20 protein-coding genes and 1 tRNA gene are annotated in these 22209 nt (G+C 61.4%); 11 read left to right on the forward strand and 10 right to left on the reverse strand.

The genetic code is table 11. The features are described from left to right. Positions 1 to 13 precede the first annotated feature (13 nt). Positions 14 to 1084 (forward strand): NAD(P)/FAD-dependent oxidoreductase, encoded by a 1071-nt coding sequence (locus tag AB8717_RS08150; RefSeq protein WP_443750527.1) that lies wholly within the window; start codon positions 14 to 16, stop codon positions 1082 to 1084. A gap of 35 nt (positions 1085 to 1119) precedes the next feature. Then, a complete protein-coding gene (locus AB8717_RS08155) occupies positions 1120 to 2043 on the forward strand; it encodes a transglycosylase SLT domain-containing protein (RefSeq protein ID WP_443750528.1) in 924 nt (307 codons plus the stop codon). Here the strand turns inward: AB8717_RS08155 and sfsA are convergent. Continuing rightward, complete coding sequence (gene sfsA / locus AB8717_RS08160; protein ID WP_443750529.1) at positions 2040 to 2780, reverse strand: DNA/RNA nuclease SfsA; 741 nt, start codon at positions 2778 to 2780, stop codon at positions 2040 to 2042. The genes AB8717_RS08155 and sfsA overlap by 4 nt on opposite strands. On the opposite strand from sfsA, the gene AB8717_RS08165 reads away from it, so the two are divergent. The 3 genes from AB8717_RS08165 (at position 2779) to AB8717_RS08175 (ending at position 5326) form a co-directional block, all read left to right on the forward strand. Beyond that, on the forward strand, positions 2779 to 3573 hold the full coding sequence (locus AB8717_RS08165; RefSeq protein WP_443750530.1) for a competence/damage-inducible protein A: 795 nt from the start codon (positions 2779 to 2781) through the stop codon (positions 3571 to 3573). The two genes, sfsA and AB8717_RS08165, sit on opposite strands and share 2 nt — an antisense overlap. Positions 3574 to 3583: 10 nt before the next feature. Beyond that, a complete protein-coding gene (locus AB8717_RS08170) occupies positions 3584 to 5056 on the forward strand; it encodes a M20/M25/M40 family metallo-hydrolase (RefSeq protein ID WP_443750531.1) in 1473 nt (490 codons plus the stop codon). Positions 5057 to 5242: 186 nt separating this feature from the next. Beyond that, a tRNA-Leu gene (locus AB8717_RS08175) sits at positions 5243 to 5326 on the forward strand. Positions 5327 to 5423: 97 nt separating this feature from the next. On the opposite strand, the gene AB8717_RS08180 is transcribed toward AB8717_RS08175, so the two are convergent. Further along, positions 5424 to 6155 carry a hypothetical protein gene (locus AB8717_RS08180; protein ID WP_443750532.1) on the reverse strand — a complete coding sequence of 244 codons (732 nt, stop codon included), beginning with the start codon at positions 6153 to 6155 and terminating at the stop codon, positions 5424 to 5426. A gap of 33 nt (positions 6156 to 6188) precedes the next feature. After that, the gene (locus tag AB8717_RS08185; protein ID WP_443750533.1) at positions 6189 to 7457 is read right to left on the reverse strand and encodes an MFS transporter; all 1269 of its coding nucleotides are present in this window, start codon (positions 7455 to 7457) and stop codon (positions 6189 to 6191) included. Positions 7458 to 7544: 87 nt separating this feature from the next. On the opposite strand from AB8717_RS08185, the gene AB8717_RS08190 reads away from it, so the two are divergent. Continuing rightward, entirely contained in the window at positions 7545 to 7874 is a 330-nt protein-coding gene (locus AB8717_RS08190; RefSeq protein WP_443750534.1) for a DUF4031 domain-containing protein, read from the forward strand. Between the two features lie 16 nt (positions 7875 to 7890). Here AB8717_RS08190 and AB8717_RS08195 read toward each other — a convergent pair whose 3' ends face one another. After that, the gene (locus AB8717_RS08195) at positions 7891 to 8757 is read right to left on the reverse strand and encodes a hypothetical protein (protein ID WP_443750535.1); all 867 of its coding nucleotides are present in this window, start codon (positions 8755 to 8757) and stop codon (positions 7891 to 7893) included. Then, positions 8730 to 9251, reverse strand: coding sequence for a hypothetical protein (locus AB8717_RS08200; protein ID WP_443750536.1), 522 nt, complete (start codon positions 9249 to 9251; stop codon positions 8730 to 8732). The genes AB8717_RS08195 and AB8717_RS08200 overlap by 28 nt, the downstream gene beginning before the upstream one ends. 734 nt (positions 9252 to 9985) lie before the next feature. Between AB8717_RS08200 and AB8717_RS08205 the strand changes: the two genes are divergently transcribed. Continuing rightward, the gene (locus AB8717_RS08205) at positions 9986 to 12010 is read left to right on the forward strand and encodes an alpha/beta hydrolase family protein (RefSeq protein WP_443750537.1); all 2025 of its coding nucleotides are present in this window, start codon (positions 9986 to 9988) and stop codon (positions 12008 to 12010) included. A 206-nt stretch (positions 12011 to 12216) separates the two neighbouring features. Next, the gene (locus AB8717_RS08210; protein ID WP_443750538.1) at positions 12217 to 15225 is read left to right on the forward strand and encodes a TonB-dependent receptor plug domain-containing protein; all 3009 of its coding nucleotides are present in this window, start codon (positions 12217 to 12219) and stop codon (positions 15223 to 15225) included. A gap of 65 nt (positions 15226 to 15290) precedes the next feature. Here AB8717_RS08210 and AB8717_RS08215 read toward each other — a convergent pair whose 3' ends face one another. Then, complete coding sequence (locus tag AB8717_RS08215) at positions 15291 to 16910, reverse strand: tetratricopeptide repeat-containing sulfotransferase family protein (RefSeq protein WP_443750539.1); 1620 nt, start codon at positions 16908 to 16910, stop codon at positions 15291 to 15293. A gap of 227 nt (positions 16911 to 17137) precedes the next feature. On the opposite strand from AB8717_RS08215, the gene AB8717_RS08220 reads away from it, so the two are divergent. Then, the gene (locus AB8717_RS08220; protein WP_443750540.1) at positions 17138 to 18007 is read left to right on the forward strand and encodes a hypothetical protein; all 870 of its coding nucleotides are present in this window, start codon (positions 17138 to 17140) and stop codon (positions 18005 to 18007) included. Beyond that, on the forward strand, positions 18007 to 18648 hold the full coding sequence (locus AB8717_RS08225; RefSeq protein WP_443750541.1) for a hypothetical protein: 642 nt from the start codon (positions 18007 to 18009) through the stop codon (positions 18646 to 18648). The genes AB8717_RS08220 and AB8717_RS08225 overlap by 1 nt, the downstream gene beginning before the upstream one ends. 85 nt (positions 18649 to 18733) lie before the next feature. Here AB8717_RS08225 and AB8717_RS08230 read toward each other — a convergent pair whose 3' ends face one another. Beyond that, entirely contained in the window at positions 18734 to 19507 is a 774-nt protein-coding gene (locus AB8717_RS08230) for a PhoH family protein (RefSeq protein WP_443750542.1), read from the reverse strand. Between the two features lie 342 nt (positions 19508 to 19849). Here AB8717_RS08230 and AB8717_RS08235 point away from each other — a divergent pair, with 342 nt between their 5' ends. Then, positions 19850 to 20371 carry a gamma carbonic anhydrase family protein gene (locus tag AB8717_RS08235; RefSeq protein ID WP_443750543.1) on the forward strand — a complete coding sequence of 174 codons (522 nt, stop codon included), beginning with the start codon at positions 19850 to 19852 and terminating at the stop codon, positions 20369 to 20371. Here AB8717_RS08235 and AB8717_RS08240 read toward each other — a convergent pair. The 3 genes from AB8717_RS08240 to ispH are packed head-to-tail and all read right to left on the reverse strand — an operon-like array spanning position 20368 to position 22163. Continuing rightward, complete coding sequence (locus tag AB8717_RS08240; RefSeq protein ID WP_443750544.1) at positions 20368 to 20730, reverse strand: hypothetical protein; 363 nt, start codon at positions 20728 to 20730, stop codon at positions 20368 to 20370. The two genes, AB8717_RS08235 and AB8717_RS08240, sit on opposite strands and share 4 nt — an antisense overlap. Before the next feature lie 36 nt (positions 20731 to 20766). Further along, positions 20767 to 21213 (reverse strand): ribonuclease HI, encoded by a 447-nt coding sequence (gene rnhA / locus AB8717_RS08245; protein WP_443750545.1) that lies wholly within the window; start codon positions 21211 to 21213, stop codon positions 20767 to 20769. Further along, positions 21210 to 22163 carry a 4-hydroxy-3-methylbut-2-enyl diphosphate reductase gene (ispH, locus tag AB8717_RS08250; protein WP_443750546.1) on the reverse strand — a complete coding sequence of 318 codons (954 nt, stop codon included), beginning with the start codon at positions 22161 to 22163 and terminating at the stop codon, positions 21210 to 21212. Before ispH ends, rnhA begins: the two co-directional genes overlap by 4 nt. Positions 22164 to 22209 lie beyond the last annotated feature (46 nt).

Raw genomic sequence — 22209 nt, forward strand, 5'->3', positions numbered from 1 at the left:
TTTGCGGTAGGCTATGACGACTTCCCCCTCCCTTATCGTTATCGGCGCCGGCATCACCGGCTTGTGCATCGCGGTCGTCGCGCAGGCGCGCGGACTGAGCGTGACGCTCATTGCCCGCGACCGCGGGGACGCCATCGCCTCGGGCGTGGCCGCCGGCATGATCGCGCCGGTATTGGAAGCCCTTATCGAGCACGAACCGGATGTCGCCTTCGCGCGCCTGAAGGCGGCCGAACAGCAATGGCATGAACAGGGCGGCGCCTGGGGCCCGGCCCTGGGTGACTTGATCGCCCGAGCCAGGACCGAGACCGACAGCCGCTATGTCTGGCCGCAGAGCGACAATGCCAGCGACATCACCACGCCGCGCCTGCACGCCATGGGGGCCGTCTTCCGCGCCCTGACCGACGACGAGCTTGAGCCCGTCGCCAGCGATTGCGACGGCGTGCGGGTCGAAGGCGACTGGCTGGTGCCGGCGGGCGCCGTCCTGACGCTGCTTGAGGCCCGCCTGCGTGAACTGGGCGGGCAGGTGTTGTCCGGCGCCGTCCGGTCGGTCACACCCATCTCTGTCACGCTGGATGACGGCACGATCGTCAAGGCCGGCCACATCGTCTTGGCGGCGGGCTATGATGCCGCCGCCCTGGCCGGCGACGTGCCGTCGCTCAACAGCCTGTCGCCGATCAAGGGCCACCTGCTCGAACTGAAGGCACAAGGCACGACCGGCGTGCTGCGGTCTCCGCTCGGCTACCTGGCAGGCTATAGCGACACGGCCCGTTTCGGCGCCACAATGCAGTTCGGCCAGACCGGCAGCGCCATCGACGCTGCCGAGATCGACGACCTGAAGGCGCGCGCCCGGCAGATACTGCCCGATCTCGACCTGTCCGATGCGACGGGCCGGGCAGGGGTGAGGGCCTCGACGCCGGACGGCTGGCCGCTGATCGGCCGCGATCCTTCAGGGGTGCTGGTGGCCGTGGGGATGCGCCGCAACGGCTATATCTTCGCGCCGCTGGCCGCGCATATTGTCACCGCCCTGATTCTGGGCGAAGCCTTGCCGGATGATGCGGCCCTCTATGCACCGGACCGGTTTTAAGGGTGTGTTAACCACGATGTGGGCAATATTTGCCCATGCCCACGTCAGTAACGAGTCCCCAATCCCTTATCAACGGCATCGGCCAGACCGCTGAGACGGTCGCCCATGGCGTCATGGGATCGTTGCAGCGGGCCGCCAGCGCCACCGGCGTCGACTTCAGCTACCTGGTCAAGACGGCGCAGCGCGAAAGCTCGCTCAACCCCAATGCCCGGGCGCGGACGTCTTCGGCCGCCGGCCTGTTCCAGTTCGTCGAGCAGACCTGGCTGGGCGTGCTCAAGACCAACGGGGCCAAGCACGGCTACGGCGCCTATGCCGACCAGATCACCAAGGGCAGGGACGGGCGCTATCGCGTGACCGATCCGGGTGTGCGCCACCAGGTCATGGGGCTGCGCTTCAATCCCGACGCCAACGCTGTCATGGCCGCCGAAATGACCGCCGGGCACGCCGCCTACCTGAAGGGGCGCATCGGCCGCGACCCTACCCAGGGCGAGCTTTACGCCGCGCACTTCCTGGGCGCCGACGGGGCCGCCGACCTGATCACGGCCAATGCCTCGCGGCCGGGCGCACGGGCGGCCTCGCTGTTTCCGGCGGCGGCGCACGCCAACCCGACCATCTTCTACAAGCACGGCAAGGCGCTGGATGTCGCCTCGGTCGTCAGCAACCTGACGCACACGGGCGGCGATGCGCCCATGCCGATCGCTCCGGCCGAGCCCGATGACGCCGTCACGGCGGATACCGGGCTGGGCACCAATCCGATGATCGTGGCGCGGCTCGACAAGCTCAAGGCCGACCAGGCCATCATGCAACTGGTGTTCGGCGACAATGGCGGCGATTCGAGCGGTCTCTTGTTCGCTACGCAACTGATGTCGGCCTTTGGGCCGGAAGGCGATGACGACGAAAGCAGCCGGCTGGCCAGCCTGAACAAGGCGTTCGGCGGCACCGGCAACATGATGGGCTAAACCACCTCGAGCGCCTTGTCGAACCGCCAGCCGTCCTGTGAAATCTCGAAGCTGACCGCGATGATCTCGACGCCCGCCGCCCGCGCAGCGTCGTAGGCGCGGCCGAAGTCGGGATCGCAATCGCGCGCCGCGTCGAAACGGTCGACATCGTTGCGCTGGACGCAGACGACGACGACGGCGCGAAAGCCGGCCTTCACCATCTCGATCAACTCGTACATATGCTTGGTGCTTCGCGCCGCCTCGCAATCGGGAAATTCCGCCAGGCCGGGCGTCCGCGACATGTGGCAGTTCTTGATCTCGATATAGGTGTCGGGATGGCTGTCGTGCCCGGTGGCCAGCAGGTCGATGCGCGAATTGACGCCGTACTTAACCTCGGGCCGTATTGTCGTGTAGCCCGAAAGCTCGGGGATCGCTCCGGCCGCGATGGCCAGCGGAATCAGCCTGTTGGGGCGTTGCGTATTGACGCCGGCCCAGGTATCGCCTTGCCGCAGGGCCTCCAGCCGGTAGCGCAGTTTCGCGGTCGGGCTGTCGACATCGGCATAAAGCGCCGGCGTGCCGGGGTCGAGCAAACCCAGTATCTTGCCGCCGTTGGGGCAGTGTGCTGTAATGGTTTCAGCCGTATCGAGCGCGCCCGTTTCGATATCCGCAAAGAATCGCTTGTAACGCGCGCGCAAACGCCCGATTTTCAGCCCCGGCACCGATACCAGCAGACCTTGCGCTTCCGGAGTTGCACTCATGACTTCGTCACCCAATCCGACCGCCGCCATCATGATCATCGGCGACGAAATCCTGTCGGGGCGTACACTGGACTCGAACGTCAACACAATCGCCAAATTCCTGGCGGCGCTCGGCATCGACCTGAACGAGGTCCGCATGGTGCGCGACGTCGAAACGCAGATCGTCTCGGCCGTCCTGGCCCTAAGCGAAGCCTACGACTACGTCTTCTCGACGGGCGGCATCGGGCCGACGCACGACGACATAACGGCTGACGCCATGGCCGTGGCGTTCGGCGCCGGCATTTCCGAACATCCCGATGCGCTGCGCATTCTGCAGGAGCGCGCCGACAAGATGGGCTGGGAGCTCAACACCAACAGCCGCCGCATGGCCCGCATTCCCGAGGGCGCCGACCTGATCAAGAACCCGGTCTCGGCCGCGCCCGGCTTCCAGATCCGCAACGTCTTCGTCATGGCCGGCGTGCCCAAGATCATGGAAGGCATGCTGTCCGACGTGGCGCCGCGCCTGAAGACCGGCCGCAAGGTGCTGTCGCGGACGCTTAAGCTGTCCTATGTCGGCGAAAGCTGGGCGGCGGACGCCCTGCGCGATATCGACAAGCGCTATGACGACCTTTCGCTGGGTTCGTACCCGTTCGGCCTGGCCCAGGGTGAATTCGGCACGCAACTGGTCATCCGCGGTCAGGACGCGCATAGCCTCGATGCCGCCGTTTCCGAACTGAAGGCGGCGCTGGAACCCGTCATTGCCGAAGGCAAGAAGCGCAACCCCGAAGCCCGCCTCGAAGAAATCACCGCGTAAAGGACCTGCCATGAAGATCGCCGCTGTCGCGTTCGCCGCCCTCGTTTTCGCCGGTTTTTCAGGAATTGGCGGGCCGGCGCTGGCGAAACCCAAGCCGATGATGCCGGTCCCGAAGCCCGTGCCGGCCCTGACGCCCGAAGCCCAAGCGGCGATTTTACGCGACGATGCCCTGCAATCGAACGTGGCTTACCAGTGGGTCAGCGATATTACGACGCGCTTCGGCGCGCGCCCGGCCGGCAGCGCGAAGGAACGCGCCGCGGGTGAATGGGCGGCGTCCCGGTTGAAGGCAATGGGCTTCGATACCGCCGTGGTCGAAAGCTTCCCGTACCATGCCTGGGTGCGCGGGGCGAACGACAGCATCGAAGTCACCGGGCCGTTCCCGCAGAAGCTGGTCGGCGTGGCGCTGGGCGGCTCGACCGCCGGAGACGTCGAAGCCGAGGCCGCCGTCTTCGAGTCCTGGCAGACCTTCCTCGATTCGACGATCGACGTGACGGGCAAGATCGTCGTCATCATCCAGCCCATGGCGCGTTCGACCGCCGGCGAAGGCTATGGCGCCATGTCGGGGGCTATCCGCTGGGCCGGACCGCAGGCGGCGCAGAAACGGGGAGCCGTGGGCTTCGTGCTGCGTTCGCTCAGCACGGACGACCATCGCTTTCCGCACGCCGGCGCGACCAACTGGTCGGACGGCAAGGGCATTCCGGCCATGGCGATCAGCGCGCCGGACGCAGAGCAACTGGGGCGCATAGCGGCTATGCAGCGCAAGGGCGAGGCCGGACCGGTCCGCCTGCACATGGTCTCGGGCGCGGTCTTCCCGCCACTCGGCACCTCGGTCAACGTGGTGGCTGAAATCAAGGGCTCGGAGCACCCCGAGCAGGTCGTCGTCATCGGCGGTCACCTCGACAGCTGGGACCTCGGCACGGGCGCGATCGACGACGGGGCCGGGCACGCCATCGCCATTGCCGCCGCCAAGGCGATCCTCGACCACGGCCTGCGTCCCAAACGCACCATCCGCGTCGTGCTGTGGGGCTCCGAGGAGATGTCGCAGCCTGACGGTTTCGGTTCGGGCGGGTTCAACTATGCCAGGGCCCATGCGTCCGAGGCCGGCAACATGGTCGCCGCCATGGAGGCCGATTTCGGCGCCGACAAGGTGATCACGGCCTCGCTGCCGGCGACCGCCGACACGGCCTATGGCAAGACGATGAACCGGCTGCTGACGCCGCTGGGCATCGCGGTCAAGCGCGAGCCTTCGACCGAAGGCGATTCGGATACGGACGTGCTGCATGACCTGGGCGTGCCGTGCCTGACCCTGAACCAGGACGGCTACGACTATTTCAACACCCACCATACCCCGGACGATGTGCTGGACCGGATCCATCCCGAGAACCTGAACCAGGTCGTGGCGGCCTGGTCGGCGACGTTGTGGATGGTCGCCGACAGCGACATCAGCTTCACGCGTCCCGAACCCACCAAGGCGGAGAAGTAGGAAACCTTCTTGCACCTCCCCGTTTCGCAGAAATGGGGAGGGGGACCGCACGACTGAGCCGCAGGCGAAGGAGATGTGGTGGTGGGGTTTCTTACTTTCTTGTACGCTCCCTCAAGGACCTGAGGATTCTCGGATTTACCTATCGACGCTGACCCGAGCCTTCTCTATAACCCGGCCAGGGTCTACGCGGGCATGGCGGAATGGTAGACGCAACGGACTTAAAATCCGTCGGGGCAACCCGTGCCGGTTCGAGTCCGGCTGCCCGTACCACCCAGGGGCAGGGCCCCTGGCCCCTGACCTTCGTCGCCGGGAGCGACTGATTTTCCGACAATGTGCCTGACGCAACAGTCTACGGCGGTTATTAGCCTCACTTCACGTAATCCTGCCAATTCATCATGTCGGCATCTTTGGGGATTTCGTGACGCTTCCCGTCGCCCGTTATGATCATGGTCAGCTCGCAGCCATAACACCGATGAATCGAAGCCCCTTTGATAAGGCCCGTAGCGTTCATCGGACGATCTCCGCAGAAATCGCAAAGTAGCGTTTCTTTCGAAAACACGCGGTCGAAACTTGTATAGTAGGGCGTGTGTCCCTGGGCCAGGAAATGGCGATTGAACGCCTCTCGCCTGGCCGCATTGAAGTGTTGGGCGTTAATCCCCGAGCTGTCGCCGCCGTACCAGACTTGGCAACCGGCAACGGCCGACTCGAGGAACTCGACCAAGGCGCGGATAGTGGGCCAGTTTCCACGCTCATAACCGGGACCATAGTATCGCGACCAAAGGTGCACCCGGATGAATTGCTCCTGAGGTGCCCCGATGACAGGGGGGCCGTCTTGCTGCCAGACGGGGGCATCGTCGGGATGGCCGATCAAATCGTCAGCGCTCTCTCCGTATTCAGCGGCTTCGGCCCGCACGGTGGCAACAGTATCGGTTACAATCGAAAGCGCGTGGCGTGGGGCTTCGCCGTTTTGTGGCTTGCGATGGAAATGGAAATTTTCCGGCCCGATCAGGGCGCACAGATCGCCAGCCAGAAAGTGGACCTGTTTTTCGGTCAAATGCTGGCCTGCATGGCGAATGAAGATTTGGGCGTCAACGCCCATTGGCAAATTCCTTATGGAGAGGCGGCGCCTCGGTCAGATATCGTGATCCTTCGACGCAACGATGCAGGCGAGCGTAATCAGGGCCGAAACGCCCAGATAATAGCCGACATAGGGCAGGCCGTAGGTCTTCTGCAGCCAGGTTGCCGCGTAGGGCGCCAGCGACGCCCCGACAATGCCTGCGAAATTGAAGGCCAGCGAGGTCCCGGTATAGCGGACGCGCGTCGGGAAGGGCGCGGCAAGCGCCGTGCCGATGGGACCATAGGTCATGCCCATCAGCGCCATGGCCAGGGCGGCGAACACACAGATGCTGGTTACCGAGCCGCCCAGCAGCGGCGCCAGGGCGAACGAAAACAACGCGATCAGCACCGTGGTCCAGATCAGGACTTTCCGGCGGCCGTACTTGTCGGCCAGCCAGGCGGTCAGCGGAATGAACAGCAGGAAGGCGAACGAGCCCAGGATCTGGATGGCCAGGGCGTCGAGGAACGGGATGCCGCGCACCTTGACATTATAGGACAGAAGGTAGGCCGTGCCGATGTAGAACAGTACGAAGGTCGCCAGCGCTGCGAAGGTGCCGAGGAACAGGGCGCGCTTGTGACGGGCGAACAGCTCGCCGATCGGCACACCCGTATGGCCCTCCTGTGCGGCCGATTCGCGGAATTCGCGCGTCTCGGTCAGCGACAGACGCATCCACAGTCCGACGCCGATCAACACGATCGACGAGATGAACGGCACGCGCCAACCCCAGCTGATGAGCGCGTCCTGCGAGATGAAATGCAGCAACAGCCAGAAGACGCCTGACGACAGGAACAGGCCGACCGGCGCGCCGAGCTGCGGGAACATGCCGTACCAGGAGCGCTTGCCCGGCGGGGCGTTTTCCGTGGCCAGCAGGATGGCGCCACCCCATTCGCCGCCGAGGCCGAAGCCCTGGCCGAAGCGGCACAGCGACAGCAGCAGCGGCGCCACGACGCCGATCTGCCTGAAGCCGGGCAGAAGTCCGATGATGACGGTCGACAGGCCCATGGTCAGCAGCGCCGCGACCAGCGTCGCCTTGCGGCCGACGCGGTCCCCGAAATGGCCGAAGACGGCCGCGCCGATCGGCCGCGCGAAGAAGGCGATCGAGAAGGTGGCGAAGGATTGCAGCAGGGCCGAGGTCGGATCGCTGGACGGGAAGAACAGGGTCGGGAACACCAGGACCGCCGCCGTCGCATAGACGTAGAAGTCGAAGAACTCGATCGTGGTGCCGATCAGGCTGGCGACCAGGATGCGAAAGGGTGAGTTCAAGGCGACGGGCTTTTCGGTCATGCGTGTGTTCCCCTGGCGGTTACGGTTTCCGGCCTAACCTATGTCACGGGAAAAGGGGAGGTTTTTTTGCTCGGATCGAAAAGCGGAATGGCGTATTCCAGACGCATGACCGTCTATATCGATGACATGTACCGCTATGCCGTCGGCGAATTTCGCGGCATGCGCATGTCGCACATGATCGCCGACAGCGACGCGGAACTTCATGCCATGGCCGTCCGAATCGGCATGAAGCCCGAATGGTTCCAGGGCGATCATTACGATGTGCCGTTGCCCCGCCGCGAACTGGCCATCGATGCCGGAGCGGTTGCGATTACCTATCGCCAGGCCGGCGCCATGCGCCGCCGCCGCGTTGTCGAAGGGCATTGCGGCGAGCCGGGCATGGCGGTGGCCTGGTACGCCGCCTGGCTCAGGCGCTGACATATTTCCGGCGCCGTTAATGCCCCGAATCTACGGCCGAGACCGCTACAGACGTCTTTGCATCGGCCAGACAATTCTCATCGTACGCTTTTTTAAGACTCGTCTTTATGCGCTCGGCTTCAGCCTCCTGCCCGGGACCGGATGCATTGGCGATCGCGTTGTAACCGGTAATGAAGTGGCCTGCGCGCTGGAGGATGTTTTCCCGTTCATGCGCGTCGAGCTTAGCGAGGCTTTCATGTACGTCCCTGATGACGATCGGCTGAAGAGGATCAACCTTCTGAAGCTCGAGTTGCAGCAGTGTGCATTCATAAGCCTGTCTTGCAGTGTTGCCGGTTGTCAGGGTTGTATTGATCTGACTCAAATATCGCCCCGTCGCTTCCATCTGGGCTTCGGATACCCGGTTCTGGTTCGAGATTTGATTGATCTGGATTTTGGCGCTGTCCAGCTGGTTCTGCAGATTTGCAATACGCGCCTGAAAGGCCTGAATTTCCTCACCTTGGTAACCGGGCTTTTGATTCAGGGTTGTCGACATGCTGCTTTGAGTCGATGAAATTTCCTGCAGCTGGTCATGGACGTAATCCATCTGGTTCTGGATATAGGTTGCCGACTCCGCGCTGATATTGTTCTTCGTCAGAATATAGGCCCGTTGGTTGTCCGATAGATGGATGGACGGCGGCAGCCCTTTCTCTACCAGTTCAATATCGGTTTGCATTTTCGCCGTATCGGCCTGTTGCGCCACACCTATGCCGACCAGCCCGAGGCCCAGGACGGGAGCCGCCAGCTTCTGGGCAACGTCGAAAGCGCTGGTGACATCTTGCAGCATGATTTGAGGAAACCAGATTCCGAACGCGATGGTCAGCAGGCTGCCGAAGACGGTCGGCAAAACACCGGCCAAAGCACCCGACAGTAGCGGTTTTGCGTGAGGTTGGCGCTCCATTCGATGACATGTTGCGGGATGCCTTTATCGTCAGCATCAAGAGCGAGGACAAAATGTGTTTCAGTAATCTCTTGTGCGGGCGGGTGATAAGAAAAGAAAATATGAAATATAAAATATATCCCAGCAATTGCAGCATATGTTGCTACAACAATTAGTGTTGATCGCGGTAATTTTAAATTTTGTCCTGAAAAATTTATTAAAGAAAATAAAATATATGTCGTTAAGGAAAATAAAAAAATCGACGCCAGCAGATATAGCGCTATAAATTTGTCTGTGTGATCTTTTAAAGCTATATAAAATTGCATACCAACAAAGGTCAGGAGAGCCAGGCCTCCACCGCAAATAAGTGCGCCTATTATGATGTTGGACCGGTTTCGCAGATCTTCCTGGAAAGGCTCACCGCCGTTGAAATTGCGTTGCGTACGTATCCCGTTCGGCATTCAGTGAGCCCTCCGAAAAAATACGGCTCGGGCTTTCCGGTAAATGAATTGTGCTGCCCCAACGCCGTCCCCAGCCAGTTATCAGTGTAACGCAAAAGATTTGAACGGCTTACGGTATCATGGCGTTGGGGGCACGTGAAGGTTGCGCCGGCAGTACGCGACTATCTCCGCGACGGTACGACATTTCTGCCACTGTGGGTACTGGGGCCGCCTGACCATGCTGGCACCGCGAGCACGGTGCCGGAGCGGAAACGCCTTGTCCCGGAAACGTATTGCCCTGCGCAGTACGGGCTCAGAGGCTGGATCAGCGGCGCGGTACTGAACCGCGGGGTGTGTGCGGTCAAGCCGTACCATGGCCGATTTCTCCCCGGCAATGCGGAAGGGCGGCTTTTTTCATCCTATAGTGACGGACGGTAACCCGTTGTTGTTTCTGGACGAAATGTTTTTGTACGACTTATGCAGTAAATCCGTATCGGGTGAGACAGTTTTTCGAACTATCAAAACGGTGTTATTTGGTATACGGTCGTGCGAGGTCACCGCGCCTGCGTGTTTCGCCAGTACTTTATTGCGATGCACCAGCAGTCCGATGCAATTGAAACGGCAAAACTCGCCTATTCGGAGCATTAAAAGTTTGTAATGTGCGACAATGTGGCGGAAAATTGACACTTCCCCCTTGACGACTGGCAGTTAACTGACTTTTGTAACGATCTCGATGCAATAGTAAGGAGCTCCGTATGAACGGCAGGACGAAGTTCGCAGGCAAGCGCTTACGGTCTGGTCTTCTTGGCGGGGTCTTTCTGTCCCTGGGGCTTATGGCGGGCGCAGCCGGCGCGGCGACCTACACGCCTCCGGCCAATCCCATCCCCATCGATGCAATCGCGCAGTATGCGAGTCTTCAGGACCTGACCATTTCGCCCGATGGCAAACACATTGCCGGTCTGCTGGCGGTCAAGGGACAGCAATGGCCGGTCATCTCGATCTGGGATACGTCGGACCTGTCGAAGACGCCGGTGTGGATTCCGTCCGCGACGCAGCGCATCGACCAGGTCGGCTTCTTCAGCAGCGACAAGATATTCTTCGTGACCGAGCAGCCGATCAACGGCAGCGACGGCCGCCCGACCTTTATCCGCAAGCTCTATTATGTCGACGTCGACGGCCGCAACATCCAGGAGCCGTTCAAGATCACCGGCACGATGAACAAGGATGTCCGCGACGAGATGGAGCGCGGAATCTCGGTGAAGCCGTTCAACACCAGCCTGTACGATCCGTCCAAGGTCCTGATGGAGACCATCGACCCTGATTCGTTCGTTCAGAAGATCTTCGAGCTGGACACCAAGACCGGCAAGACACGCACCGTGGCGCTGGGCTCGGACAAGAGCGAATACATCAGGGAAGGCGTCGATCTCGAGACCGGCGAGCCGATGATCCGCCGGGCCGAGGAACTGGTCGGCAACGACTACTGGGTCAAAATCTTCATCAAGGACAAGGCCTCGGGGCAGTGGGTCTATCACCCTCAGCTCAGCTATCCGGTCAAGGATCGCAAGACGATCAGCATCCTGGGATACGACACGGATCCGTCGAAACTGGTCGTTGCGACGGACCTCAAGAGCGATAACGCCCAGGTCTACGATTACGATATCAAGGCGCAAGCCTTCTCGGGCGAGCCTTTGTTCGCCAACGACAAGTACAATGTCGATGTTGCCTTCCATATCGACCGCGCGGCGCACAAGACGGACATCTTCGGCGTGGTGGTGCATGGACCGAGCGAAACCGTGGTCTATCTCGACGACAAGTGGTCGGGCATCCAGAAGGGAATCCAGGCGGCTTTCCCGGGCAAGAACGTCTATTTCACTATCGACCACGCGCTCGACAAGGCTGTCGTCAAGGTCGATGCGCCCGACTATCCGCCGGAATATTACCTGTTTCAGGACGGCAAGCTGCTGAAGATCGGCGCCGAGCGGCCGTGGATCGATCCGAAGACCCTGGGCAAGGCCGAGTTTGTTATCTTCAAGGCGCGCGACGGCCTGGAAATTCCGGCCTTCGTTACCTATCCGGCGGGATGGACGCCGGACATGGGTCCTGTTCCCCTGGTCGTCATGCCGCATGGCGGGCCGTGGGCGCGCGATGAGTTCGAATGGGATCCCGCCGGCTGGGTCCAGTTCCTGGCCACGCGCGGCATCGCCGTCATCCAGCCGCAATACCGGGGTTCCGAAGAGTGGGGCTACAAGCTGTGGCGGGCCGGCGACAACGAGTGGGGCCAGAAGATGTCGGACGACAATGACGACGCGGCCGCCTACCTGGTCGCGAAGGGCGTCGCCGATCCCAAGCGCATGGCGATCTTCGGCTATTCCTATGGCGGCTTCGCGGCCATTGCCGCCAGTGTCCGTCCCAACAGCCCTTACAAATGCGCCATCGCCGGGGCAGGGGTGTCGAGCCTGGACCGTATCGGCAACCTGTGGGGGGACAGCCATATCCAGCGCGACGTCCAGGGCCACACCGTCGCCGGCATGGACCCGTTGAAGAACGTGGCCAAGGCGAATATTCCGATCATGCTCTATCACGGCGATCACGACCGCCAGGCCGATACCGATCATTCGCGCATGTTCTATGCGGCCATGAAGGCGGCCGGCAAGGATATCGAATACCATGAGATCAAAGGGATGTGGCACACCATTCCCTGGCATGTCGAATGGCAGCAACAGTCCCTGGGGTACATTCAGGACTACCTTAAAAGTCCTAAGTGCGGGCTGATACAGTAACGGCTTTCAAATCGAGGGGGGAAGATTGGTGTCGCAACGCGGGTTTGCGAAGCGATGCCGTGTGTCCTGGCTGGAATACTGTGTCTTTGTGATCACAATGGACCGGCCATGACGCGAAACACTGTGTTTTAATTTGCGTCAAATGTATGACGGTTTAGTTTCAAAAGTGCGGCAAGTCCTCAAGTCTCACCCCCCGGAGTATCTTCATGTCCAACCCTAAAGGTTTCTCCCGCCACTGGCTGCTGGCGGGTACCATCCTGACCTCGCTTGCGATCGGCCTGCCCGCCATCGCTCAGGACAACAGCACGCCCGCGCCGGCCGGTACCGAGAAGACGGCTCCGCCTAAGCCGGTCGCCAAGGTTCCTGCGGCGGCGGCCGACACGCAGGAAGTCGTGATCACCGGATCGCGCCTGCGCAAGAACGAGTTCAATTCGCCGTCGCCGGTGCAGGTCATCACGGCGGAAAAGTCGAGCCTGTCCGGCATGGTCAGTGCGACCGAAGTGCTGCAAAGCTCGTCCGTCGCCAACGGCTCGGGCCAGATCAACAACACCTTCACCGGCTACGTGGTCAACGGCGGTGACGGCGTCAACAGCATCTCGCTGCGCGGCCTGGGTTCGCAACGCACCCTGGTCCTGCTCAACGGCCGCCGCCTGCCGCCCGCCGGCGTCGGCGGGACGGTTGCCGCCGTCGACCTCAACACCTTGCCGGAATCGGTGATCTCGCGCTATGAAATCCTGAAGGACGGCGCGTCGTCGATCTACGGCTCCGACGCCGTCGCCGGCGTCGTCAACGGCATCACGCGCAAGAATTTCGACGGCCTCGAGCTCAATACGACGCTGAAGCCCAGCGAGCACAAGGGCGGCGACCAGTACGAAGCCGACCTGATGTGGGGCAAGACGTTCGACAAGGGCCACATCATGGTCTCCGTGTCGCACTATGAGCTCAAGGAACTGACGCAGGGCGACCGCGCGGCCTTCTCGTGCCCGATGAACAACTATGTCGGCGCCAATGGCCAGAATGCCGACCTGATCGACCCGAACACCGGCACCTACAAGTGCTACGGCGGCGCGACCAACGGCTATGTCGGGACCTATTTCGCCAAGGACTACTGGCAGCTGCTGTCCGACTACGGCATCTCGAACTACTACGGTTCGCGCGCCATCACGCCGAACACGCCGTGTACGCCGAACAATTTCGACGGCTGCGCCACCAACTGGGCGTTCATCCCGTACCAGAACCGCGATCTCAACGACAAGCGCCTGCAGAACAGCACCATTATCTCGCCGGTGCAGACCAATACGCTGTTCTCGGAAGGCTCCTACCGTCCCGACTGGGCCGGCGGCACGGAATTCTATTCCGAACTGCTGCTGACCCAGCGCAAGTCGGAACAGAGCGCCTGGCGGACCTTCTTCCCGCGTTACAACGAAAACTCGTCGGCTAACCCGTGGAACCAGGCCTGCGACCGCTACTTCTGTCTGCCCTTGCAGGCCGAACCCTACCTGGCTGTCCCGGCCAATTCGAGCCAGGATGTGAAACTGTATCGTGTCCTGGGTGGCGCGCGCGGCAGCTGGACGAACGGCTGGACGTGGGATGCCTACATCTCGACCTCGCAGAACAACGGCACCTACCACGACATCGCCATCCCGAACGACCGCGTCGAAGCGGGCACGGGCACCAGCCAGGAGACCTACGACCTGCTGCCCGGCGGCGTCTGCGGCGCCGGTTCGCCGACGGGCTGCGTGCCGCTGAACGTCTTCACCAAGGACATCCTGGAAAACGGCAACTGGCCAGACGCGCTGAAGAACTATTACTTCGTGCCGGAAACGGGCAAGACGATCTACGATCAGACGATCGTCGAAGCCAGCGCCACGGGGAACGTGTTCAACCTGCCGGCCGGTCCGGTGGCGGTGGCCCTCGGCGTTTCGCTGCGCCGCGACCACATCAAGGACACGCCGGGCGAATTCTCGCGCAACCACAATGTCTGGGGTTTCTCGACCGCCGGCGTCACCCAGGGCACCGACACCGTCAAGGAAGTCTTCGGCGAAGCGGAATTCCCGCTGTTCAAGGGCCAGCCCTTCATCGAAGACATGAAGCTCGACACTTCGGTGCGCTATTCGGACTATGACAGCGTGGGCTCGGCCACGACCTACAAGGTCGGTCTCGACTGGGCGGTCGACAACGTGCTGCGCCTGCGTGCCACGGCGGGGACCTCGTTCCGTGCGCCCGGCCTGTTCGAACTGTTCCTGGCCGACCAGACCTCGTTCCTGTCGCAGGTCCAGGTCGACCCCTGCATCAATTACGGCCTGAAGGATCAAAGCGGCAATTTCGTGCAGACCAACGCCACCATCCGCACCAACTGCGCGGCTGACGGCCTTCCGCAAAACTTCTCGGGCGGCGGCGCTTCGGCGACCATCATCCAGGGCGGCGGTTCCAGTCTGAAGCCGGAAGATTCGTACGCGGCGACGTTCGGCTTCGTGCTGACCCCGCCGGATACGGGCTTCAAGCTGGCGGTCGACTATTGGCGCATCCAGGTCAACAACCAGATCCTGTCGACCACCGCGGTCGTCAGCGCCTGTTATTCGAGCACCTACTTCCGCAGCCGCCCCGGCTTCTGCGACCTGTTCCACCGCGCGGCCGACAACTCGATCCAGACGATCGACGCCAGCTACCGCAACATCCCGACCGAGAAGACCGGCGGTATCGACTTCACCGTCAACTATACCAAGGACTTCAACTTCGGCACGCTGAGCATCGACTCGCAGGCGACCTATACCGCCTACGACAAGTCGCAGACCTTCCCGGGCGATCCGTTCGAAGACTTCAATGGTACGATCGGCGATCCCAAGTGGGTCGGCGACGTACAGTCGAAGTTCAAGCACAAGGACTGGACCTTCACCTGGACGGTCAACTACGTGCAGGAATCCGACAACAAGGGCTTTGCGGGTGAAACGGGCTCGACGACCGATATCTTCGGTACGCCTGTGACCTACCGCACCCAGGTGCCGGACTTCATCACCCACGACCTCAGCGTGCGCTACAAGGCCAAGAGCTGGCAGGTCATCGCCGGTGTCACCAACCTGCTCGACAAGACGCCGCCCTATATCGGCACGTCGGCGGTCGGCTTCGGCAAGATCGGCAACTATCCGTTCAGCAGCCAGTACTACAGCGGCTATATCGGCCGTCAGTATTTCGTCACGATCAGCAAGGACTTCTGATCCTGGCAACAGCCAAAGGAAAAGCGGCGGAGGTAACTCCGCCGCTTTTTTATTGGGACAACGCTTTAAACGTCCGCGCCGACATAGCCCATGGCCTCAAGCTGTGCGCGCAGGGGCTCGAGCTCGGTGGCGTAGCGGCGCCAGGCGCCCACGCCTTCGGCATTGATGGGCGCGCGCACCTGGGCTGAACTGGCGGTGGCGACCGCGCCCCTGGCTTCGTGCGGGCGCAGGCAGGCGTCTTCGAACGGCATGCCGCACAGGTCCAGCAGGCGGCGAATCTGCGCCTCGGGTTCGCGGATCAGGTCTTCGAGCGAGATCTCGACCAGCGGCTGGCCTGAGGCATCGAGGCAGGTCCGCCAGTACGTCATCAGCCGGCGATACTGGTCGTAGTGCTGCGCCAGGTGCTCCTGGCTGTAGGACCAGCGGTGGGCTTGCGAGAACAACAGCTTGTATGCACCGAACAGCGAGTCCATCGGCTCGCGCCGGACATGGACGATGATGGCGTCGGGGAAGGCGAGGCGGATCAGGCCGGCATATTCGTGGTTGGACGGCAGCTTGTCGATGGTGAAGGCCGAACCGTCGTGAAGATAGGCCGTTTGCTCCGTGTACCACTCGGCCAGGGCCAGGGGATCGAGGCGGCTGGCGGCAGCGATGGTGTCTGGGTCGAGCAGGCGCGGCGTGGCGGTCTGCCCGAGAATCTTGACCGCCGCGCCGAAGGTCTTGAGCTCGCCCAGGGCCTGCACCTCCGAATGCGCCACCAGGATTCGTTCTACCAGGGTCGTGCCCGACCGCGGCAGGCCGATGATGAAGATGCGGCGCGGGCCTGGCCGGGGGCGGTCGTCCGCCGTACCGAAGCGCGAGGGGGGAAGATATGCCTGCCAGCCGTCGAGCAGGGCCTTGTCCTCGTCGACCGACCACGGATCGATCGATCCGCCGATCATCGAGCCGTGCTGTAGCGCGTCCCAGGCGGCGGCCGTATTGCCCGTATCGTCATATTCCTTGAACAGGGAGTAGGCGACGCAGGCGGCGTCGAGGGAATGGCGGCACTGGGTGGCTTCGAGCCGGGCAATATGGTTGTCCTCCGCCGTCCAGCGCCGCAGGCGGGCCAGCGACATCCAGGCCATTGGCACGGGATTTCCAGTGCGCAGTCCGCACTGGATCGAGGTTTCGAACGCCGCTTCCGCGCCTTTGAGGTCGCCGAAGAACTGCCGGGCGCCGGCCAGGCCGAACCAGGCGGCGGCGTCATTGGGCGCAAGGCCGGCGGCGCGTTCCAGCAGCGGGCGAGCCTCGGCCTCCAGCCCGGCCTCGGACAGGACGGTGGCGGCGGCGACCAGGCCCGGCGCTTCGGCGATGCTGTCTATTGCGGCGCGGATATCGGCGACGGCGTCGGCCGCGAAGCCTTCGGCGATGCGGGCGCGGGCGCGCAGGGTCATGAACTGCCCGCGCGTCGGTGAGCCTTCCGGTGCGCGGTTCACGCCTTCGGAAAAGGCCGCGACCGCATCGTCGAAGCGGTTCGCGCTCGTCGCTATATTGCCCAGCACGTACCAGGCTTCGAGATGATCGGGATTGTGCCCGGTTGCGCGCAGGGCGGCGGCGCGGGCGCGGTCGAGATCGCCTTCGCGGTGGGCGGCATAGGCCTGGCGGACCGCTTCTTCGGCAGGGGACAGGCGCGGGCTTACAAACATGGGATTTCCGTCGAAAGATCGAACGGACATCTTATAGGTGGGGGCCATTTGCGCAACTGGCGGCGCCTACCTTGATTATCGAAAACGCCTTTTGGACGTGTGGCGCTGCTTAAATGGCTGCGGCGACCGAATAAACCTGCTTAAAATCAACATAACGTTGTGTTTTTGGGAAACTCGTGTTCATATTTCTTTCAAATTTTTTTTGAAAATCACTCCGGGGGCGACGGATGAGCAAACACGAATCCGGCTTTAGCATAAATGAGCTGGTGATTATATTTTGTGCGGCCACTTGGGTGGGAGCGATAATTGAGATTGCAAATCGCGATCCCCGCTACATAGACTGGTCTTTTTTACTTATGGCAGCCATGACATTTTGCCTGGTGCCGATGGAATATCATACCACGAAATATTGGGACATCATCAGCCAGCGCTATATGCCGTCACAACAATCGATAAGAGCTGATCGGACAAATGCCCTTTTGGTGGTCATTGAGACGTTCAGAATATTGTTTTTATCCTTGTGTTTTGTTTATATGAGAATACCGTTAAAAATTACTGGTAATGCAAAGATTGGAAATAAAGAATATTGCTATTACATCGCCTTTATAGGTGTATATCTTGTATTTACGTTTTTCTGGAACTTGGTGGCCCTGGGAGAGGATCGCGCAGTAGACGGTAGCGGGACGCGGAAAGCCCTTTATGGCAAATACGGACTTTTTTTCAAAAATTACTGTGAATCCAATGAGTACAAACAAAATAAGGACTATGCCTTTTTCGAGCAAATCGTGAACGGAAAGCCCGTTCTTGCCATTCGTTTTTCCAGCATTGTATCGTTCTTTAAAAATGCCAACCTTTTCATATATGGGGCGTTTTTTCCCATTTTGGGTCTGTTTGCCTTGGCATATGTAGGTGCCTGTTATGAAAACAACCTGATATTAAAGCTAACCGGGTATTCTTTACTTATAGATTTACCACATTACACGACTTTGATCACATTTTGGTTCTTTGGCGCGCAATTGGTATTCAAGATATTTCAGAACCTTATTTTGACTGTTATGATTGATGGCCGCACTGGCGGCGGAAGGGCGGTAGCTTAATGCCGGAACCAAGGGATTATCTCGCCACGATATTCAATATCGACGATCACAGCCTGAGACGCATGCCCGTCCCTTCTGAGCAATTGGCCGAGTTTCGCCGCAAGGCGTTCAAGGGCGATCTCAGGCGCGTTTACCCCGGTCTCGACAACCTGATTCTCGACAAGTGGGATGACGTCGCGGATCACGCGCTTTGTATGAAGGGCAACCGGATTGTCGGGGCTTCGCGCGTGGTGCCCGCCATGGGAGGTCTTCTGCCATTGTCCGCGAATATCAAGTTTGCTGGCTTGGCGTTGCCTAACGGCGCCTCCGAAATGGGGCGATTTATTATCGAATACGAAGCCCGCGTCGGAGCTCCTGCCGTCGCGTTATTTTCTGCCTGCATCGCCATATATCGCAGGAACCTATCCAAATATCGCGGCACGATATATGGCGATGTTATAGACGAGGGCAGGTTTCGGCTGCATCGCAGAAGTTACCTGAGAATGGGGTTCGACGATTTAGGTATTGCCTATTACGATCAGGATTACGCCGCGCGTTGCCGGGTATATTCCATGAAGGCGGAAAACCGGCAAAAATTCTACCAGTTCATCGACTGTCTCCAGAACCATAGAAGGGTCGTCTCCTTGCGAGACACCGGATAGTACCGTAGCCAGGCGGCTCTTTGCCTTATCGACGCCGGAAGTCGGGAAGGCGGTTCGGATCCGCCTCCCCATACCGGTATGTTGCTTACAGAACCCCAAGCATCTGGGCGACCAGCGGATGGCGCACGATATCCTTGTCCATGAGGCGGACGACGGCGATGGTGTCTACGCTTTCGAACTTGTCCGCCACATCGGCCAGGCCCGACACGCCGGGCAGCAGGTCCGACTGCGCCGGGTCGCCGGTGACGATCATGGTCGAGTTCCAGCCCAGCCGCGTCAGCAGCATCTTGAGCTGGACGTAGGTGCAGTTCTGCGCTTCGTCGATGACGACGAAGGCGTTGTTGAGCGTTCGGCCGCGCATATAACCCACCGGCGCGATCTCGATCAGGCCTTCCGCCATCAGCGCCTTTACGCGCTTCATCGACAGGCGGTCGGTAAGGGCGTCGTAGAGGGGACGCAGGTAAGGGGCCAGCTTGTCTTCCATGTCGCCGGGCAGGAAGCCGATCGATTCGCCGGCTTCGACGGCGGGCCGCGACAACACGATGCGGCCGACCTTGCCGGCCTCCAGCGCTTCCACGGCCTTGGCGATGGCCAGGTAGGTCTTGCCCGTGCCGGCGGGGCCGAGCGCCAACACCAGGTTCTTGTCGTCGATGGCGTTGAGAAGCGCCGCCTGGCCATCGGATTTCGGCTTGATCGTCTTGACGTAGCTCTGATCCCGGTCCTCGTTCGCCGCATTGCCCATGGGCGACCAGCCGCCGCCTGTGTGCACGTTCAGCCGGCGCACCTTCGTGTCAGGCTGGAATGCCGCCTCATCCAGATGGCCTTCACGCAGGAAACGCTTGGCGGATCGCTTGGTCATGGACGTGCTCCTTTACGGGCATAAAAAAAGGCGAAGCCACAAAAGGCATCGCCGGACGAACGCGTAGGATTGAAGAACAGGCTTCGGGCAGAGGGCCCGCCGCTGCCGAAATACGGCGGCGGAGGAAGTGGGATACCAGACATGCTACGCGGTCTTGCCACATCAACCTCAAAGGGCTTAAGCCTGGAGGCACGGGCGGCCCTGGGCCTCCCGTACACCTTACGAAGGAAAGCTGATTCCCGGGTAAGGATGCAATCAGATTCCGCTCTGAATATTACCGGAATATTAAAACTCGCGACCCTGTGGATAAATTCACGTAACTGTAATATCCGGAGCTTTTCCATGCCAGTTTATGCGCTTGATGATGTTTCCCCGCTTGTGCCGGAGACAGGCTGGATCGCGCCCGATGCCTCGGTCGCCGGCAATGTGAGGATGGGCGAGGGCGCCAGCGTCTGGTTCGGCGCGGTCGTGCGCGGCGACAATGAGCCGATCATTATCGGTGCGCGCAGCAATATCCAGGACGGCGCCGTGCTGCATTCCGATCCGGGTTCGCCGCTGACGGTCGGGGAGGGCGTGACCGTGGGGCACAAGGTCGTGCTGCACGGTTGCACCATCGGTGACAATTCGCTGATCGGCATCGGCGCGGTCGTGCTGAACCGGGCCAGGATCGGCAGGAACAGCCTGGTCGGAGCCGGGGCCCTGGTGACCGAAGGCAAGGCGTTTCCGGACGGTGTGCTGATCGTCGGTTCACCGGCGCGGGTGGTGCGCGAACTGACTCCGGAACAGATCGAAGGGCTCAGGCGCTCGGCGGAGCACTATGTCGGCAATGCCCGGCGGTTTGCGAAGGGGCTGAAAGCCGTTTAGTCGATGCAAACGCCCGGGCCCGACATCTTGCCGTCTTCGACGATGGCGTAGCATCCGAAGGTCGCGTGCTCGGCCTCGCACTTTCCGGTGACGGCGTCGCCGGGTTTGAGCGTCTTAACGGTCTGGCCATCGAGGTCGATCAGACAACGGCCCTGGCAATCGATCTTGCCTGTACAGGCCTTGCCGCCGTCAGAATACGGAATCTGGCAGAGGGGAGCCCCGAAGGGCGAGCGGCTTTCATGTCCGCCCTGGGCGCGGCAGGTCTCCGCGCTGGAGGCGGCAACGGGTCTCGGAGTCTGCGAGCAGCCGAAGAGAACCGCCGCCAGGACTATCAAGCCGATAAATGCCGTTTTGCGCATGCCGTTGCTCCCGTCATGTCGCCACTATAGCACGATTTACGACGCCGCCCTTGCCTCGGTAATGCCCTTGTTGGCCAACTGGTCGGCGCGTTCGTTGAGGTCGTGCCCGGCATGGCCCTTGACCCAGTGCCAGCGGATAGTGTGCCCCTTCTGCGCGGCGTCGAGCCGGATCCACAGGTCGTCGTTCTTAACCGGCTTGTTGTCGGCCGTCTTCCAGCCGCGCTTCTTCCAGCCGTGGATCCATTCCTTGATGCCCTTGAGCACATACTGGCTGTCGGCGTGCAGATCGACGTCGCACGGCTTCTTCAGGGCCTCCAGCGCCTGGATGACTGCCATCAGTTCCATGCGGTTGTTGGTCGTGACCGCTTCGTAGCCATAGAGCTCTTTTTCATGGCCGCCCGACATCAGGATGGCGCCCCAGCCGCCCTTGCCCGGATTACCCTTGCAGGCGCCGTCGGTATAGATTTCGACCTTTGGTTTCATGCTTGGGTCAGCACGCGCGGCAGCTTGAACGTCACCGTTTCCAGCACGCCGGCGTTCTCGATCACCTCGGCGTCGTAGCGGTCGGTGACGGCCTTGATCAGGTCGGTGATCAGGTTTTCAGGGGCCGAGGCCCCCGCCGAGATGCCGAGCGTATTCACGCCTTCGAACCACGCCCAGTCGACATGGCTGGCGTCGTCGACCAGGTAGGCGGCGCGGGCGCCGGCGCGCATCGCGACCTCGACCAGACGCTGCGAGTTCGACGACTTGGCCGAGCCGATGACCAGCACCAGGTCGCAGTCGGCGCCGATCTGCTTGACGGCCTCCTGGCGGTTGGTCGTGGCGTAGCAGATGTCTTCCTTGTGCGGCTCGGCGATCTCGGGGAAGCGGTCTTTCAGGACGCCGACTATGTCCGACGTATCGTCGACCGACAGGGTCGTCTGCGTCACGAAGGCGACATTGCCGGCGTCTTTCGGCGTAAAGGCGCGGGCGTCGTCTACCGTTTCGATCAGCTTCACCGTGCCTTCGGGCAACTGGCCCATGGTGCCGATGACCTCGGGGTGGCCGGCGTGGCCGATCAGCACGATCTCGCGGCCTTCGCGAAAATGGCGCTCGGCCTCGACATGGACCTTCGAGACCAGCGGGCAGGTGGCGTCCAGATAGAACATCTTGCGGGTTTTCGCCTCGGCCGGCACCGATTTCGGCACGCCGTGCGCCGAAAAGACGACGGGGCGGTCGGGCGGACACTGCTCCAGTTCCTTGACGAACACGGCGCCCAGCGCCTTCAGCCGGTCGACGACGTGGCGATTATGCACGATCTCGTGGCGCACATAGACAGGGGCGCCGTAGAGCTCGAGCGCGCGTTCGACGATCTGGATGGCGCGGTCGACACCGGCGCAGAAACCGCGCGGCGTGGCGAGATAGACCTTGAGACGTTGTGGGGCAGGGGACATGACTCGTCATGTAAGGCTTTTTCGGCGTGCGCGCCATAGCCGAGGC

This window comes from Asticcacaulis solisilvae (genome assembly GCF_052327315.1).
In the GTDB taxonomy this organism is placed as follows: Bacteria; Pseudomonadota; Alphaproteobacteria; order Caulobacterales; family Caulobacteraceae; genus Asticcacaulis; species Asticcacaulis solisilvae_B.